Consider the following 15,539-nt stretch of genomic DNA (forward strand, 5'->3'; position numbering starts at 1 on the left):
TGATGAGTTCTGGCCTGCGCGAACGGAAGAAGGCGGCGACCCGGCTGGCGTTGCACGACGCGGCGGTACGCCTCGCCGGCGAGCGCGGCGTCGAGAACCTCACCGTAGAGGCGATCGCGGACGCCGCCACCGTCTCGCGGCGCACCTTCTCCAACTACTTCGCCAGCAAGGAGCAGGCGCTGCTGCACCGGGACCGGGCCAGCGTCTCCAGGCTGGTCGACGCCGTCCGCGCCCGCCCCGCGCACGAACCGCCGGTGACCGCCCTGCTGCGCGCCGCGGAGCACGTCACCGCCGGGTACACCGCGGACCCCGCCAAGGAGGAGCGGTACTGGGAGCTGCGCCGCCACCCCGCGCTCCTCGCCGAGATCGTCGCCACCTACGCCGCCGCGGAGGCGGACCTGGCCGAGGCGGTCGGCCGGCGCCTGCCCGCCGACGCGACGGATCCCCTGCGCGCCCGCGTCATCGCCGCGACGTTCCTCGCCGCCCTGCGCGTGGCCGGCCAGGCGGCCCTCGGCAACCACGACGCGAACTACGCGGACCGCCTGCGCCACGCCTTCACCCTCGCCCGGGAGGGCTTCACGGGCGAGGCAACGAACTAGGACCTGTCTGACAATTCGCGTCGGATCAGCTGGGGCGCGGGGAACTGCGCGAACACCCACGACGGTGGGAGAGCCGGGAGTCGGCCGCAAGGGGCTGGGCACGGTCCCCGAGCGCACCGCGCACCCCGCACCGGAGGCGGATCCTCCGCACGACAGGGCGATCGCGCCGAGCCCACCCCGGCGCGCGCGCCGTCGAGGAGGACGCACGGCGCGAACACACCGCGCACCCGGCGTACGCGCACTCGCCCCCTATAAGGGTGGTGGAACCCGCCGGGTCCGAGGGGCGTTGATAACTTTGTCGGCGCACGCAGCGACGCACCGCCCGCCCCACCACCCACAGGAGCCCGGAACCGTGATGACGCTTGCGCTGGGACCGAGCTGGATGGATCCCAACCACCTGATCAACCAGTTCGGGATCTACGGCCTGCTGCTCGTCGTCTTCGCCGAGTCCGGCCTGCTCATCGGCTTCTTCCTGCCCGGTGACTCGCTGCTGTTCACGACCGGCCTGCTGATCACCACCGACCAGCTCCACTTCCCGCTCTGGGCGGCCTGCGCCCTGGTCGCGGTGGCCGCCGTCCTCGGCGACCAGGCGGGATACCTCTTCGGCAAGAAGGTCGGCCCCGCGCTCTTCAACCGCCCGGACTCCCGCCTCTTCAAGCAGGAGAACGTCGCCAAGGCCAACGAGTTCTTCGCCAAGCACGGCCCGAAGTCCCTGGTCCTGGCCCGCTTCGTGCCCGTCGTCCGTACCTTCACGCCCATCATCGCGGGCGTGAGCGGCATGCGTTACCGCCCCTTCCTCGGCTTCAACATCATCGGCGGCGTGCTGTGGGGCGCCGGGGTCACGCTGCTGGGCGCCTGGCTCGGCAAGCACGCGATCGTCCGGGACAACATCGAGGCGATGCTCGTCCTCGTCGTGCTGGTCTCGGTCGTGCCGATCGCGATCGAGTTCCTGCGGGCCCGCGCGAAGGCCCGCCGCGCGGCAGCCGAGTCCCCCGCCCCGGCCGCCGGCGCGCCCTACCCCGGCCCCGGGTACCCCGGCTCCCAGAACCCGGCCGAGGCCCGCATACCCTCCGGCGCCACAGCGTCCTCGTACACCCGGCCCTCCGGCCCCCCGCCGTCCACGGGCCGCCGCCGCCACGCAAAGCGGTAACGCCCCAACGGCCACCCGACGGCCCCGGGCCATCCCGGCCCCGGAAGGGGCGCGGGGAACTGCGCGAGCAACCACGATCCACCGGTGTTCCGGATACGACGGGGACTGCCCCTTCGGGCCGGTGGCGACGCGACGCTCTCGTCGCGGCCATCGGGGCGCAGCCCCGCCCTGAAGGGGCGTGGGGAACTGCGCGAGCAACCACGATCCACCGTTGGTCCGGAGACGACAGAACCAGCCCCCACGGTCCGGTGGCGACGCGACGCCCTCGTCGTGGCTGATCGCTCCCCCACTGCCTTGAAGGCGTGGGAGGTACCCCCACCCCGCGCCCCTGCCTGGGCCGGGGCTGAGCCCCGAAAAGGCAGGCCGGGGGCGCCGGGGCAGCCGAGGGGCAGCCGGGGCAGACGGGAGAGACCGGGGCACCGGAAAACCGCGCGGCTCAGAAGCCGCGCGTCCGCTTCGCCGCCACCCTCCGATTCACCGAGGCCGGCACCCGGATCAGCATCCGGGACACCTCGGACCCCAGATTGACGCCGATCGCGATGGCCATCGAGAGCGCGACGGCGTTGGTGAGCGAGATGATCCCGCCCTCCGGGTCGTTCTCGGCGAAGCCGAGCAGCCCGAAGTACGTCGGCGACCCCGGCAGCAGCGGCCCGATCGCGGCCGTGGTGTACGGCAGCGCGGACGCGAACCGGTACCGCGAGAAGAGCTGCCCGAACAGCCCCACGAGACCGGCCGCCACGGCGGTCGAGACCACCGGTGACAGATGGCCGGTGTACACCATCGCCCCGTAGACCAGCCCGGCCACGCCCCCGTTCAGCACCACCATCACCACCGTCGACCGCTCCTGCTGGAGCAGCACGGCGAACGCCAGCGCCACCCCCATGGCGCCGAGGATCTGGCAGAGCGGGCGGTCCGTCGCGCCCAGCGCCTGGTCCGGGTTGAGCTGGGCGCCCATCCGGATGCCGAAGTACAGCACCAGCAGCACCCCGACAACGATGGCGAAGAAGAAGTACATGACCTCCAGCAGCCGTGCCGAGGCGGTGATGTAGTAGCCGGTGAGCCCGTCCTGCACGCTCGCGACCAGCGCCCGCCCCGGCAGCAGCGCGAAGAGCCCACCGGTGATCACCGCGGAGATGTTCACGTCCGCGTGCAGCAGCGTGAGCGTGACGCCCAGGATCGGCGGTGGCATCGCCGCCATCGCGAACTGGTAGAACTCCGGCAGCCCGCGCCCCGCGCAGAGCCCGGCGAGCCGGTCGCCCAGCATGGCGCCCACCGCCGCCGCCACGAACACCACCGCGTCGCCGCCGAACATGATCGACGCGGAGCCCGAGAGCAGGCCGTTGGCCGCGGTCAGCGTCCAGGCCGGGAACGGATGGCGGTTGCGGCGGATCTCCGCGAGGCGCCGATAGGCCTCCTCCAGCGAGACATGGGTCTCCGGGTCGGTCAGGTCGTCGACCAGCCGGAACACCTTGGAGAGGCGGTTGTAGTCGGTGCACCGGCGGCGCACCGTGCGGGACGCGGTCACCGGGTCGTCCACCAGGGACGGCTGGTGCGTGATGGACAGCAGGGTGAAGGTGACGTTCGGCTCGCAGCGGTCCAGGCCGTAGCTGCGGCAGACGGCGAACATCGCCGCCTCCACGTCCTCCGCGCCCTCACCGCCCGCCAGCAGCAACTCCCCGATGCGCAGCGTCAGGTCGAGCACGCGCGGCACCGCGGGGCCGACGTCGTCCTCCACGAGCCTGTACGGGTTCTCCGGCGCGGGCCGCTCGGCCACCGGCATCCGCAGCATCGCGCGCATCCGGTCCTGCCACGGCAGCTCCCTGGTCAGCCGGATCAGGGGGAGGCCCGACGGCGGCGTGAACGCGGGGGGTGCCTTGCGGGCGCTGTAGGACTTCGGGGTGCTGAACGCCGAGCCCTCCCGGTCCCGGCGGGGCCCCGGCGGGACGAGGCCCTCCGGAACCGCGAACTCCGAGGTCGTACGCGGCTCGTCCTCGGGGGAGCGGGCGGGCGCTGGCACGCCCCCCGGCGAGGCGAACGCGCTCCTCGCCTCGTCCGAGAGCGGTTTGCGGTCCTCTGCACGGCCCGGGGGCCCGGCACCACCAGCTGAGCCCGAATCGGTCACCGGACTTTCCCTTTCTGTGCGCCTCAACCGGCGCGGCCCTCACGTACGTGGTCGCGCGCCGTTTGGGTTACCCACCCGATGGTTGCGGTAATGGGTGGATTTGGGTATATGGAGATCAAAAGTCGTACAGGATGTCGGATACGGGCACAGGTTTGGGTGGGAGCCGCAAAGCGGCCTCTGGCCTCGTACGGCTGCTCGTCGAACGCGCGCACGAAAAAACCGCGCGTCCCCCGTGTGGGGATCGCGCGGTTGTCTTCTGCTGCGGGTCTGACGGTGGCTGGCTGACCGGAGGTCAGTGACCGCCCTGGGCCAGTGACCGCCTCGGGTCAGTGACCGCCCTCTTCCTTGTACCGCTTGTAGGAGCGCTCGATCTCGGCCTCGGCCTCGGTGCGGCCCACCCAGTTGGCCCCCTCGACCGACTTTCCGGGCTCAAGGTCCTTGTAGACCTCGAAGAAGTGCTGGATCTCAAGGCGGTCGAACTCGGACACATGGTGGATGTCACGCAGGTGCTCGACCCGCGGGTCGGACGCCGGCACGCACAGCAGCTTGTCGTCGCCACCGGCCTCGTCCGTCATCCGGAACATGCCGATCGTGCGGCACTTGATGAGGCATCCCGGGAAGGTCGGCTCCTCCAGGAGGACCAGCGCGTCCAGCGGGTCGCCGTCCTCGCCGAGGGTGTTCTCGACGAAGCCGTAGTCCGCCGGGTAGCTGGTGGACGTGAAGAGGCGACGGTCCAAGCGGATGCGCCCGGTCTCGTGGTCCACCTCGTACTTGTTCCGCGAACCCTTCGGGATCTCGATCGTGACGTCGAACTCCACCGGTGGCTCCTCCATGATCAGCACATACTTCTGATGGTTAAGTGTCCCTCACGCAGGTGTGTGATCGCGAAAGGGGCTGGTCGTCGTGCCGGAGCTGCCAGAGCCGGAACCGGGGCCCGGACCGTGGGCCCGGCTGCTCGCCAGGCGACCGGTTCTGCCGGCCGCGGCGCGGCTCGCGGATCTCGTGAATCCCATGACCCTGAAGACCTGGCAGGTCACAGCGGGTGCGCTCGGGCTCGGCCTGATCGTGGCGGCCGGGGCCGTGCTCGCCGCGGGTCCCTGGGACTCCAGCGGTCAGCGTACGGCGGAGCGGAACTGGGCCAGCGGGCAGGGTCGCAGGGGTGGTGCAGATCACGGTCCCGGTGGTCCCTCAGGGGGGTCCGCGACGGCTCCGAGCGCCCCTCCCGTGCTCACGGCGCTGAGCATGCCGGAGGGCGGATCGGGGCACGCGGCCGCCGGCCGGCCGCCCACCGGGCCGTCCCTCGGCGCGCTCCTCGACCCGCTCCTCGCCGACGCGTCCCTCGGCCGCACCCGCACGGCGGCGGTCGTCGACGTGACCACCGGCAGGCGGGTCTACGACAAGGGGGCCGGCCAGGCGCTGACACCCGCGTCCACCACCAAGCTCGCCACCGCCGTCGCCGCGCTCTCCGAGGCCGGAGCCGACCACCGCATCAGCACCCGGGCCGTCCTTACGGGCGGGGAGGGCAAGGCCCCGGCGCGGGTGGTGCTCGTCGGCGGCGGCGACCCCACGCTGACCGCGCAGGACGGCACGCAGGGCGCCGCGAGCCTGCGCTCGCTCGCCACCGCCACCGCCCGCGCGCTGAGGTCCCGGCACATCGGCACGGTGTCCTTCGGCTACGACGACTCGCTCTACACCGGCCCGCGCCTGCACCCCATCGGGCCGAACGAGAACCTGGCCCCCGTCACCGCGCTGACGGCCGACGAGGGCCGCCTCGACCACTCCGTCAGCGGCCCGGCACAGCGCTCCACGGACCCCTCGGGCGACGCGGCCACCGCGTTCGCGGGCTTCCTGAAGCAGGAGGGGATCGCCGTACGGGGGAACCCGGCGCCGGCCCGGGCCGGGCGCGGGGCACGGCAGCTGGCCGCCGTGCAGTCCCCGCCGCTGTCGGCGCTGGTCGAGCGGATGCTGACGAACAGCGACAACGACATCGCCGAGGCGCTGGCCCGGCAGACCGCGCTGGCCGCCCGCAAGCCCGTGAGCTTCGCCGGCGGCGCGGCGGCCATCGGGGCGCGGCTCCACCGGTTGGGGCTGCCGGTGGCGGGGGCGCGGTTCAGGGACGGCAGCGGGCTGGACCGCGGCGACCGGCTGAGCGCGGGCCTGCTCACCGCGCTCCTCGCCGAGGCCGGCGCCCCGGACCGCCCCGAACTCCGCTCCGTCCTCACCGGGCTCCCGGTGGCCGGCTTCACGGGCACCCTGGAGCACCGCTACACGGACGGGGCCGATGCGGCGGGCACGGGCCTGGTCCGCGCCAAGACCGGCACGCTGACCGGGGTCAACACGCTCGCGGGCACCGTCGTCGACGCCGACGGCCGTGTCCTGGCCTTCGCCTTCATGACCGCAGGCGCGACGTCCCCCGCGGCCACCCAGACCACCCTGGACCACCTGGCCACGGCGCTGGCGGGCTGCGGTTGCGCCTGACGGCGCGCGACCCCCTGCAACGGGTGCCCTCGCCCGGCTGGGCGGCCGTTTCCCGGGGGCTGGTGGGTGGGGGTGGAGGCGGCCTTTCCCCGTCCCGGGTGGGATCAGTGCTTGCCCGGCACCGCCCGGCTGCCGCACACCGTGGGCTGTGCCCACCCGTTCCGCCCCAGCGGAACGACTGCCCACAGCAGGGGAGGGCAGGCGGGATGCCGCCCCCAGTGGCCACCTCAGGCCCCACCGGGCCGCAGTCGCGTACGAGAGGGGAGGGGACGTGGGGGGATGTGCGCGCGCAGCGGCCGGCGCCAGGCCCAGGGAACCATCCGGACGACAGAAGGGCGCCGGACCGTGGGGGCACCTCCCAGGCCCTTCAGGCACTGGGGGAGTACATCCCCCCGCGGCCCCGCACCCACAACGAACCAGAACGCGCCCCATAAGGGGCGCGGGGAACTGCGCAACAAACCGAGACGCACCCGCACACGCGCAAGCACGCCCCGCAGCCGAACCAGAAGGCGCCCGCAAGGGGCGCGGGGAACTGCGCAACAAACCCAGACGCACCCGCACCCGCCAAAGCACCCAGGCACCCGGAACAGACCGCACCCCCGGCACCCGGAACAGACCCACCCCCGGCCCCGCCCCGCGAGGACACCCGTTCCGCAACCCGAGCACGTACGGTTGATGCATGACGAGCATCGGTGGTCCGCAGATGGTCGACTGGAACCTCGCGGTGGCGACCGCGACCCGTCTCGTGCGCCCAGGCCCCGAGGTGAGCCGCGACGAGGCCAGGGAGGTCGTCGCGGAGCTGCGCCGGCACGCCAGGGCGAGCGAGGAGCACGTCCGCGGCTTCACGCGGCTGAGCGCCGACGCCGCCGCCGACACCCCGGTTCTCGTCGTCGACCGCCCGGGTTGGGTCCGGGCGAACGTCGCCGGCTTCCGCGAGATCCTCGCGCCCCTCCTGGACAAGATGCAGCAGCGCCGCGGCACGGGCCCCGGCGGCGTCGTCATGGGCGCGGTCGGCGGCAAGGTCACCGGCTTCGAGCTCGGCATGCTGCTGTCGTTCCTCTCCTCCCGTGTCCTCGGCCAGTACGAGACGTTCGCCCCCGTCAGCCGCGAGCTGCCCTCCGGGGCGAACGGCGGCGGCAGGCTCCTGCTGGTGGCGCCGAACATCGTGCACGTGGAGCGCGAGCTGGACGTCGCCCCCCACGACTTCCGCCTCTGGGTCTGCCTGCACGAGGAGACGCACCGCACGCAGTTCACCGCCGTGCCCTGGCTCCGCGACCACCTGGAGGGCGAGATCCAGGCGTTCCTCGCCGAGACCGAGGTCGACCCGATGACGTTCCTGGAGCGCATCAGGGAGGCCGCCCAGTCCGTCGGGGGCGGGCGTCCGGAGGGCGAGGCGGACGGGTACGACGGCGGCCGCTCCCTGGTGGAGATCGTCCAGACCCCCGCCCAGCGGGCGATCCTGAGCCGGCTGACCGCCGTGATGTCCCTCCTGGAGGGCCATGCGGACTACGTCATGGACGGCGTGGGCCCGGCGGTCGTCCCCTCCGTGGCCGAGATCCGGGAGAAGTTCCAGCAGCGCAGGGCGCGCGGCGCGTCCCGTCTCGACCAGGCACTGCGCAAGCTCCTCGGCCTCGACGCCAAGCTCCGCCAGTACCGCGACGGCGAGCGGTTCGTCCGGGCGGTCGTCGACGAGGTCGGCATGGACGGCTTCAACCGTGCGTGGACGTCCCCGAACACGCTTCCGACTAAGGCGGAGATCGCCAAACCGGCGGACTGGATCGCGCGGGTGCACCGCAGGGGCGACTCGTGACCGGTATGCGCTGGGCCCGGCCGGGGGCAGAAGAACGCCCGGACAATCACCCGTCCGAGGGACCGTGGGTCATAGGCAGGCGTGCAATGCTCGGTGAACGGCTCGGTTCTGTCACCATCGACACACTCTGAGTGACGGCACGGCCGGTGCGGGACGGCTGCGGCGATGCCCTCGGCACCACCAGCAGGAGCCTGCCGGCACCGCCACCGCCACTCAGTAACCCGAGTGCCCGACACCGAGGCCCACCCTCGAACTTCACGAAGGGAACCGGACATGGGTCCCCATCCTGCGGTCGCGGCGATACGTTTGGCGGTCCGCCGCGTACTCCACGACGTCCTCTCCGAACACGCCGCCGTCCTCCAGGCCGGCGGAGCCCCCAGCGCGGGCTCCCGCCCGGACTCCGGACTCCGCGCACCAGCCGCCTCGCCCCGCTCCGCCCGTACCGACTCCGCGCCCACCCACGCTTCCCTCACCACCCCCGCGCCCGTAGGCACTGCCCCGGCGCCCGCTCCGGCCTTCGCGCCCCCCGCCGCCCGTGGCGCCGTTCCCGCGCCCTCCACCGTCCGGGGTGACGCCCTCACGCCCCCGGCAGCCTCGGGCGACGCCCTCGCGCCCGAGTCCGCCGTCGCCGCACAGGCCGCGGGCCGGCCCAGGCCGCTCGCCACCGCCGACCCCTTCGGCCCCCTCGCCCCCGGCGGCCCCCTCGTGCTGGTCGCCTGCTCCGGCGGCGCCGACTCCATGGCGCTGGCCTCCGCGCTCGCCTTCGAGGCGCCCAAGCTCGGCATCCGGGCCGGCGGCATCACCATCGACCACGGCCTCCAGGCCGGCTCCGACGCGCGTGCCGCCGAGGTCGCCGGCCGGCTCGCCGCCCTCGGCCTCGGCCCCGTCGAGGCGATCGCCGTCACCGTGGGCCCCGGCGCGGGCCCCGAGGCCGCCGCCCGGGACGCCCGCTACGCCGCCCTCGACGCCGCCGCCGAGCGGCACGGCGCCACCGCCGTCCTGCTCGGCCACACCCGCGACGACCAGGCCGAGACGGTGCTGCTGGGCCTCGCCCGCGGCTCCGGCACCCGCTCGCTGTCCGGCATGGCCGCGGTCTCCGGTGACGCCGGCCGCTACCGCAGGCCGTTCCTCCACCTCGACCGGCAGACGGCCCGCCGCGCCTGCCTCGCCCAGTCCCTCCCCGTCTGGGACGACCCCCACAACACGGACCCCACCTTCACCCGCTCCCGGCTCCGCCACGAGGGCCTGCCCGCCCTGGAGAAGGCCCTCGGCAAGGGCGTCGTGGAGGCACTCGCCCGCACCGCCCAGCTCTCCCGCGACGACGCCGACGCCCTGGACGCCTGGGCCGACCAGGCCGAGGCGGCCGCGCGCGACGACGCCGGGCTGCTGGAGTGCGCCAAACTCCGCGTCCTGCCCGCGGCCGTGCGCCGCCGCGTGCTGCGCCGCGCGGCCATCGAGGCCGGCGCCCCCGCCGGCTCCCTCTTCGCCCGGCACATCGAGGAGATCGACCGCCTCATCACCGGCTGGCGCGGGCAGGGGGCCATCAATCTCCCCGGCCGGGTCGTCGCCCAGCGGCAGGATGGCAGACTGGTTATCCGGCAAGGCTGACGCGCGGCGCCCGCCCGCACCGCACACACAGCGGGGACCCCGGGGGGACGGCGGCAGCGGCTCGGACGACGAAAGTGATGCGGGTGGACGCGAAAGACATGGGCACCGACCTCAAGTCGGTGCTCATCACCGAAGAAGAGATCCGCGCGAGGCTGGGGGAACTGGCCGCGAAGATCGACGACGCCTACGCGGGCAAGGACCTGCTGATCGTCGGCGTCCTCAAGGGCGCCGTGATGGTCATGGCGGACCTGGCCCGCGCGCTGTCCACCCCCGTGACGATGGACTGGATGGCCGTGTCGTCGTACGGCGCGGGCACCCAGTCCTCCGGTGTGGTGCGGATCCTCAAGGACCTCGACACCGACATCAAGGGCCGGCACGTCCTCATCGTCGAGGACATCATCGACTCGGGGCTGACGCTGTCCTGGCTCATCTCCAACCTCGGCTCGCGCGAGCCGGCCTCCCTCAAGGTGTGCACGCTGCTGCGCAAGCCGGAGGCGGCCAAGGTCGCGATCGACGTGGAGTGGGTCGGCTTCGACATCCCCAACGAGTTCGTCGTGGGCTACGGCCTGGACTACGCCGAGAAGTACCGGAACCTCTCCTTCGTCGGCACCCTGGCCCCGCACGTGTACGGCGGCTGACCCGGTCCGAGGGCCCTCGCGGACGCCGGTGCCCGGCGGCTGTGACGTAGCCCGGACACAGGACGGGAACCCTCGTGGCGTTTGAGCCGTTGGAGCATGCGAAGACGGGAACGCCGGTCATACCCGGGAGCTACGGGTGACAATGCTGGGGTACCGTCCGAAGAACAGTTTTTATCAAACTCACTATGGCAGGAGGGACGGGGCGGCACCGCTCCGTATGGATGGACGTGAAGCGATACTTCCGTGGGCCGGTCATGTGGATCGTGCTGGCCGTCCTTGCCGTGGTCGTGTTGATGCAGGTCGTCGGTTCGTCCGGTGGCTACAAGACAGTGGACACCGGTCAGGTCGTACAGGCGATCGACAGGAACCAGGTACAGCAGGCCAAACTCACCACTGGCGACGAGCAGACCATCAAGGCCCAGCTCAAGAACGGCCAGAAGGTAGAGGGCAGCAACAAGATCCAGTCGAGCTACATCGGCGACCAGGGCAACGACCTGGCCAAGTCCCTGCAGGCCAAGTTCGAGGGCAAGCAGATTCCGGACGGCTATACGGTCTCGCCCTCGAAGCAGAACCCGTTCGTCGGGATCCTGCTCTCGCTGCTGCCGTTCGTGCTGATCGTCGTGGTCTTCCTGTTCCTGATGAACCAGATGCAGGGCGGCGGCTCCCGAGTGATGAACTTCGGGAAGTCCAAGGCCAAGCTGATCACCAAGGACACCCCGAAGACGACCTTCAATGACGTGGCCGGCTGCGACGAGGCCGTCGAGGAGCTCCAGGAGATCAAGGAGTTCCTCCAGGAGCCCGCCAAGTTCCAGGCCGTCGGCGCCAAGATCCCCAAGGGCGTGCTGCTCTACGGCTCGCCCGGTACCGGCAAGACGCTCCTGGCGCGTGCCGTCGCGGGCGAGGCCGGCGTGCCGTTCTACTCGATCTCGGGTTCCGACTTCGTCGAGATGTTCGTGGGTGTCGGTGCCTCCCGGGTGCGTGACCTCTTCGAGCAGGCCAAGGCGAACGCCCCGGCCATCGTCTTCGTCGACGAGATCGACGCCGTCGGCCGGCACCGCGGCGCGGGCCTCGGCGGCGGCCACGACGAGCGCGAGCAGACGCTGAACCAACTCCTCGTCGAGATGGACGGCTTCGACGTCAAGGGCGGCGTGATCCTGATCGCGGCAACCAACCGGCCGGACATCCTGGACCCGGCGCTGCTGCGCCCGGGCCGGTTCGACCGTCAGATCGCCGTCGACCGCCCCGACATGCAGGGCCGTCTGGAGATCCTCAAGGTCCACCAGAAGGGCAAGCCGGTCGCGCCGGACGTGGACCTCTCGGCCGTCGCCCGCCGCACCCCCGGCTTCACCGGCGCCGACCTGAGCAACGTCCTCAACGAGGCCGCGCTGCTCACCGCCCGCAGCAACCGCAAGCTGATCGACAACCAGATGCTGGACGAGGCGATCGACCGCGTCGTGGCGGGCCCGCAGAAGCGGACCAGGATCATGTCCGACAAGGAGAAGAAGATCACCGCGTACCACGAGGGCGGGCACGCCCTGGTCGCGGCGGCCTCACCCAACTCCGACCCGGTACACAAGATCACGATCCTGTCCCGCGGCAGAGCCCTGGGGTACACGATGGTCCTCCCCGACGAGGACAAGTACTCCACGACTCGGAACGAGATGCTCGACCAGCTCGCCTACATGCTGGGGGGCCGGGCCGCGGAGGAGCTCGTCTTCCACGACCCGACCACCGGTGCGGCGAACGACATCGAGAAGGCCACCGCAACGGCCCGCTCGATGGTCACGCAGTACGGCATGACGGAGCGGCTGGGCGCGATCAAGTTCGGCACCGACCAGGCCGAGCCGTTCCTCGGGCGTGAGATGTCTCACCAGCGCGACTACTCGGAAGAGGTCGCCGCGCTGGTCGACGAAGAGGTCAAGAAGCTCATCGAGAACGCGCACAACGAAGCCTGGGAGATCCTCGTCGAGAACCGCGACGTCCTGGACAACCTGGTCCTCGCGCTTCTGGAGAAGGAGACCCTCGGCAAGGAGCAGATCGCCGAGATCTTCGCCCCGATCGTGAAGCGTCCGGCCCGCCCTGCGTGGACCGGTTCCTCACGGCGCACCCCCTCGACCCGTCCGCCGGTGCTCTCCCCCAAGGAGCTCTCGCTGACGAACGGGGCGAACGGCACCGCGACCGCGATCACGACCGGCGCCGGCCCGGAGTCGGGCACGGCCACGCCGACCGAGGTGACCCCGGAGGATCGCCCGGAGAGCTGACCCCGCGGGGGCTCGGCCCCCGCAGGCGCCCGGAATGAACGCCGCGCCCACCAGGTTCTAGCCTGGTGGGCGCGGCGTTGCCATATGCCCTCATATCGTCAGGGACTGGGAGCGGGCCGGCAGGGGCCGCGCGGCCGCGGCGCACATCAGATGCCCCGGGGCAGTTCACGAATACCGCTGCGTTCCGAGGTGCGCGGCTGTATGCACGAGAAGCGAGGACATATGACCGACCCCGTGACGCTGGACAGCGAGGGCTCGATAGGCGAGTTCGACGAGAAGCGGGCGCAGAACGCCGTCCGGGAGCTGCTGATCGCGGTCGGTGAGGACCCGGACCGCGAGGGACTGCGCGAGACGCCGGCCCGGGTGGCGCGGGCGTACAAGGAGATATTCGCGGGCCTGTGGCAGCAGCCCGAGGACGTGCTCACGACGACGTTCGACCTCGGCCACGACGAGATGGTGCTGGTGAAGGACATCGAGGTGGTGAGCACCTGCGAACACCACCTGGTGCCGTTCGTGGGCTCCGCGCACGTCGGCTACATCCCGTCCGCCGATGGCAAGATCACCGGACTGTCGAAGCTGGCCCGGCTGGTCGACGTGTACGCGCGCCGGCCCCAGGTGCAGGAGCGGATGACGACGCAGATCGCCGAGTCCGTGATGAAGATTCTGGAGCCGCGCGGGGTGATCGTGGTCGTCGAGTGCGAGCACATGTGCATGACGATGCGGGGGGTGCGGAAGCCGGGGGCGAAGACGATCACTTCCGCGGTGCGGGGGCAGTTGCGGGACCCTGCCACCCGCAATGAGGCGATGAGCCTGATCATGGCCCAGTGAGCCGGGGGTTCGCTGTTGTCCGGGGTATCCCCGGTGCCCTAAAGGGGCGCGGGGAACTGCGCGACCAGCCACGACGACAGCGTCAGGTCGTCACCGTCCCGAAGGGGCTGGTTCTGTCGCTTCCGGACCACCGTCCCCCACTGCCTGAAGGGCGTGGGAGGTACCCCCAGGATGGCTGATCGCGCAGTTCCCCGCGCCCCTTAGGGGTACCGGGATAGACCGGGACAGGAGGCGCGCCAGGGGGGACCCCGGATCGGCGGCTAACCCAGGCCGCATGTACCGGGGCGCACCGGGGGCACCCCGGACAGAAGGTGGGGCTACTTGCGGGCTGCGCCCGCTTCGTCCTCGTCGTCGTCCTCCGGCAGCTTGCACACCCGCTCAAGGAAGAACGCCGCCGCTATCACCCCGACACCGGCCACGACCGCGAGCCCGGCATAGATGGCCTGATCCCGCCGGGCGGGAATGTCGAGGGACTCCAGCAGGTAGACGCCCGTACCGCCGTACATACCGGAGACCAGAGCCGCCACCAGCGCGCTGGCCTGCCCGAACACCACCGCACGGGCCGCCATCATGGGATCGACCCCCTTCGCACCGGCCTGCCGCTCACGCTGGGCCCGCAGCCGGGCCCGCAGCGACAGGGCGGTGGCGAGCAGGATCACGGCGATGACCGCCAGCACGATCGGCGCGGCCAGCGGCACGCTCGGTAGCGTGCCGAACGTGTCCCAGAGCCGGGCGCCCGCCCAGGAGAGCACTCCGGCGACTACGAAAACCCCGGCCAGCACCCTGATGCGTAGCTGCTTCACATCGCCCCTTCGCCGACGGTCCCGCACACCCGCTCCGGCCGGAGCGTGCGGTGGGTGCGGGCACCCTGCGTTGGTCCGCGGGGTCCTCGGTCCGGCCGGGGGCCGTCAGGCGTGGCCGGGCCCGCCCCGCAGAGCTTTCCGGTAGACCATAACGACTACTCCGGTAGCCGGAGTTCCAGGTCGACGCGCGGCGCCACGCCGTCGCGCCCGACGTCCTCCAGCAGGTGGACGACCGGCCCCCGGCCGGGCAGCTGCGCGTCCGGCTCGACGTCGTACCAGGGCACCAGCACGAAGGCCCGTTCGTGGGCGCGGGGGTGGGGGAGGGTGAGCGCCGGGTCGTCGGAGACCACCTCGGCGTAGGCGACGATGTCCACGTCGAGGGTGCGCGGCCCCCACTGCTCCTCGCGCACTCGGTGGAACGCCTCCTCCACGGCCTGCGCGCGCTCCAGGAGCGAGCTCGGCGGCAGCGTCGTCCTCACGAGCAGGACGGCGTTGAAGTACGTCGGCTGGCTGCCCGGCTCGACGCCCCACGGCTCCGTCTCGTACACCGGGGACACCGCCTTGACGCGCAGGCCGGGGGTGTCCTCCAGGGCGTCGACGGCTCCCTGGAGGGTCTCCAGCCGGTTGCCGAGGTTGCTGCCCAGCGAGATCACCGCACGCTTGGGGTTGCTCAGGGTCGTATCGGCCGCGTCCACCTGCCGGACCACGGAGGCGGGCACCGGCTGCACGGTCGGGTCGCCCTGGCCCTCGTCGGCGAAGTAAGCGCTCATGCTCGGCTCCGGGTGATGGTGACGGTCACGTCGTCGAAGGGGACCGTGATCGGCGCGTCCGGCTTGTGGACGCGTACCTCGACCTCCAGCACCCCCTCGTACTTCAGGCACGCCTGGGCGATGCGCTCCGCCAGCGTCTCGATCAGGGACACCGGCTCGCCGGCGACGATGCCGACGGCCTCCTCCGCGACCGCGCCGTAGTCCACGGTCTTCGTGAGGTCGTCGTCGGCCGCGGCGGCGCGGGTGTCCAGGCCCAGGACGAGGTCCACGGCGAAGGGCTGGCCCTCCTCCCGCTCCCGGGCGAAGACCCCGTGGTGTCCGCGGGCTCTGAGGCCGTGCAGCGCGACACGATCCACGCGAATCACTCCTGCCGTCGTCGGTCATGGCGGGTGTGCCAGGTGCGGCCGGACGCCGGCCCCGGAGGGAATCTACCTGTGGGCACCGACGGCGCCGGGGGCCGGGACCGTGACCG

At 72.1% G+C, this 15,539-nt stretch carries 13 protein-coding genes; 8 read left to right on the forward strand and 5 right to left on the reverse strand.

What is annotated here, in order from left to right; translation table 11 throughout:
- The first annotated feature begins 2 nt into the window (after window positions 1–2).
- A complete protein-coding gene (locus tag Sm713_RS01345) occupies window positions 3–599 on the forward strand; it encodes a TetR/AcrR family transcriptional regulator (protein ID WP_212907870.1) in 597 nt (198 codons plus the stop codon).
- A 352-nt stretch (window positions 600–951) separates the two neighbouring features.
- Window positions 952–1,749 (forward strand): VTT domain-containing protein, encoded by a 798-nt coding sequence (locus Sm713_RS01350; RefSeq protein ID WP_249416030.1) that lies wholly within the window; start codon window positions 952–954, stop codon window positions 1,747–1,749.
- A 436-nt stretch (window positions 1,750–2,185) separates the two neighbouring features.
- On the opposite strand, the gene Sm713_RS01355 is transcribed toward Sm713_RS01350, so the two are convergent.
- Complete coding sequence (locus tag Sm713_RS01355) at window positions 2,186–3,871, reverse strand: threonine/serine exporter ThrE family protein (protein ID WP_212907871.1); 1,686 nt, start codon at window positions 3,869–3,871, stop codon at window positions 2,186–2,188.
- Window positions 3,872–4,197: 326 nt separating this feature from the next.
- The gene (locus Sm713_RS01360) at window positions 4,198–4,689 is read right to left on the reverse strand and encodes an inorganic diphosphatase (RefSeq protein WP_212911703.1); all 492 of its coding nucleotides are present in this window, start codon (window positions 4,687–4,689) and stop codon (window positions 4,198–4,200) included.
- Window positions 4,690–4,882: 193 nt separating this feature from the next.
- Between Sm713_RS01360 and dacB the strand changes: the two genes are divergently transcribed.
- From dacB to folE, 6 genes are all read left to right on the forward strand, one after another.
- A complete protein-coding gene (gene dacB, locus Sm713_RS01365; RefSeq protein WP_212907872.1) occupies window positions 4,883–6,349 on the forward strand; it encodes a D-alanyl-D-alanine carboxypeptidase/D-alanyl-D-alanine-endopeptidase in 1,467 nt (488 codons plus the stop codon).
- A 679-nt stretch (window positions 6,350–7,028) separates the two neighbouring features.
- A complete protein-coding gene (locus tag Sm713_RS01370; protein ID WP_212907873.1) occupies window positions 7,029–8,159 on the forward strand; it encodes a zinc-dependent metalloprotease in 1,131 nt (376 codons plus the stop codon).
- A 273-nt stretch (window positions 8,160–8,432) separates the two neighbouring features.
- The gene (gene tilS, locus Sm713_RS01375) at window positions 8,433–9,767 is read left to right on the forward strand and encodes a tRNA lysidine(34) synthetase TilS (protein WP_212907874.1); all 1,335 of its coding nucleotides are present in this window, start codon (window positions 8,433–8,435) and stop codon (window positions 9,765–9,767) included.
- A gap of 77 nt (window positions 9,768–9,844) precedes the next feature.
- Window positions 9,845–10,405 carry a hypoxanthine phosphoribosyltransferase gene (gene hpt / locus Sm713_RS01380; RefSeq protein ID WP_212907875.1) on the forward strand — a complete coding sequence of 187 codons (561 nt, stop codon included), beginning with the start codon at window positions 9,845–9,847 and terminating at the stop codon, window positions 10,403–10,405.
- A 221-nt stretch (window positions 10,406–10,626) separates the two neighbouring features.
- The gene (gene ftsH, locus Sm713_RS01385) at window positions 10,627–12,666 is read left to right on the forward strand and encodes an ATP-dependent zinc metalloprotease FtsH (protein ID WP_212907876.1); all 2,040 of its coding nucleotides are present in this window, start codon (window positions 10,627–10,629) and stop codon (window positions 12,664–12,666) included.
- A 222-nt stretch (window positions 12,667–12,888) separates the two neighbouring features.
- The gene (folE, locus tag Sm713_RS01390; protein WP_212907877.1) at window positions 12,889–13,494 is read left to right on the forward strand and encodes a GTP cyclohydrolase I FolE; all 606 of its coding nucleotides are present in this window, start codon (window positions 12,889–12,891) and stop codon (window positions 13,492–13,494) included.
- Between the two features lie 317 nt (window positions 13,495–13,811).
- On the opposite strand, the gene Sm713_RS01395 is transcribed toward folE, so the two are convergent.
- The 3 genes from Sm713_RS01395 to folB form a co-directional block, all read right to left on the reverse strand.
- A complete protein-coding gene (locus Sm713_RS01395; RefSeq protein WP_212907878.1) occupies window positions 13,812–14,297 on the reverse strand; it encodes a DUF3180 domain-containing protein in 486 nt (161 codons plus the stop codon).
- A 155-nt stretch (window positions 14,298–14,452) separates the two neighbouring features.
- Window positions 14,453–15,067: a 2-amino-4-hydroxy-6-hydroxymethyldihydropteridine diphosphokinase gene (gene folK, locus Sm713_RS01400; RefSeq protein ID WP_212907879.1), complete on the reverse strand. Its 615-nt coding sequence runs from the start codon at window positions 15,065–15,067 to the stop codon at window positions 14,453–14,455.
- Complete coding sequence (folB, locus tag Sm713_RS01405; protein WP_374195947.1) at window positions 15,064–15,423, reverse strand: dihydroneopterin aldolase; 360 nt, start codon at window positions 15,421–15,423, stop codon at window positions 15,064–15,066. The genes folK and folB overlap by 4 nt, the downstream gene beginning before the upstream one ends.
- Between the last annotated feature and the right edge of the window lie 116 nt (window positions 15,424–15,539).

The organism is Streptomyces sp. TS71-3, assembly GCF_018327685.1.
GTDB lineage: Bacteria > Actinomycetota > Actinomycetes > Streptomycetales > Streptomycetaceae > Streptomyces.

Excerpts from the sequence above, each read along its gene's own strand:
- Sm713_RS01345 (WP_212907870.1), top strand. The coding sequence starts at position 3 with ATGAGTTCTGGCCTGCGCGAACGGAAGAAGGCGGCGACCCGGCTGGCG.
- dacB (WP_212907872.1), top strand. The coding sequence starts at position 4,883 with ATGACCCTGAAGACCTGGCAGGTCACAGCGGGTGCGCTCGGGCTCGGC.
- Sm713_RS01370 (WP_212907873.1), top strand. The coding sequence starts at position 7,029 with ATGACGAGCATCGGTGGTCCGCAGATGGTCGACTGGAACCTCGCGGTG.
- tilS (WP_212907874.1), top strand. The coding sequence starts at position 8,433 with ATGGGTCCCCATCCTGCGGTCGCGGCGATACGTTTGGCGGTCCGCCGC.
- hpt (WP_212907875.1), top strand. The coding sequence starts at position 9,845 with ATGCGGGTGGACGCGAAAGACATGGGCACCGACCTCAAGTCGGTGCTC.
- ftsH (WP_212907876.1), top strand. The coding sequence starts at position 10,627 with ATGGACGTGAAGCGATACTTCCGTGGGCCGGTCATGTGGATCGTGCTG.
- folE (WP_212907877.1), top strand. The coding sequence starts at position 12,889 with ATGACCGACCCCGTGACGCTGGACAGCGAGGGCTCGATAGGCGAGTTC.
- folK (WP_212907879.1), bottom strand. The coding sequence starts at position 15,067 with ATGAGCGCTTACTTCGCCGACGAGGGCCAGGGCGACCCGACCGTGCAG.